This is a genomic window from Treponema endosymbiont of Eucomonympha sp., assembly GCF_001028545.1.
The window spans coordinates 1-728 of sequence record NZ_BBPW01000340.1; the positions used below are offsets into that span (position 1 = coordinate 1).

Genomic DNA, 728 nt, shown 5'->3' on the forward strand with positions numbered 1-728 from the left:
GCGGCGGACAGACAAATAGACGAGGCGGTGTATCGGCTGTATAGTTTGGGCGCGGAAGAGATTAAGGCGGTGGAGGAGGAGGGCGCTACCTGACCGGCACGCCCGCCGACGCGGATATACCGGTTTACCGAGGCGAACGAGAAGGCTTATTTGAAGTTTCCACCAGTAAGGCTACCGAGCGGGCTTTGCGGGAAGCTGAAATACTGGCTGATTCGGCTAACGCACCGATATGCTGGTAATTGAAAGCGGCTGGCACTATGCCCGTCCTCGATTTATTCAAGAGCGTCGACAAAGCAGCCCGCGATAGACTTGCCGCGCTTGTAGATAAGATGCTTGGGTTAAAGCGCAGGGAACACGAGGAACCGAACCCGCAAGTGCAAACGGTGATAGCGCGGCAGATTGGGGCGGTAGGGAAGGATGAAGGCGCTGCCTGATCGAACCGGCACCAGCAAGCGTGAACCGGGCACGATAGCCTTTGCCTCCATGCCGGGTTTTCTGAAACCCCGTTCGGCAAAGCCGAACGCTTCAGATGCTCGTCCCTGCCGGGATGACGGCGTTTTTTCTGATAACGATGATATTGTCCGCAACGTATGCGCCCGGGACGGCGGCGTATTCGCCGCTGGGATATGTTTTGCCGCTCACGCCGATATGGCAGTAATCGCCGATTCGGGCGTTCTTGTCGATAATCGCGTTCGCAATCCTGCAGCGCTTCCCGATTCCGATATGCG

General features: G+C 57.3%; 1 protein-coding gene and 1 pseudogene. One reads left to right on the forward strand and one right to left on the reverse strand.

Annotation, left to right across the window (positions count from 1 at the left end):
- The first annotated feature begins 257 nt into the window (after positions 1-257).
- Complete coding sequence (locus AWU74_RS11925) at positions 258-434, forward strand: hypothetical protein (RefSeq protein WP_162481555.1); 177 nt, start codon at positions 258-260, stop codon at positions 432-434.
- 91 nt (positions 435-525) lie between these two features.
- Here AWU74_RS11925 and glgC read toward each other — a convergent pair.
- Positions 526-728 (reverse strand): annotated as a pseudogene (gene glgC / locus AWU74_RS11930) (glucose-1-phosphate adenylyltransferase); the annotation flags it as partial.

Excerpts from the sequence above, each read along its gene's own strand:
- AWU74_RS11925 (WP_162481555.1), top strand. The coding sequence starts at position 258 with ATGCCCGTCCTCGATTTATTCAAGAGCGTCGACAAAGCAGCCCGCGAT.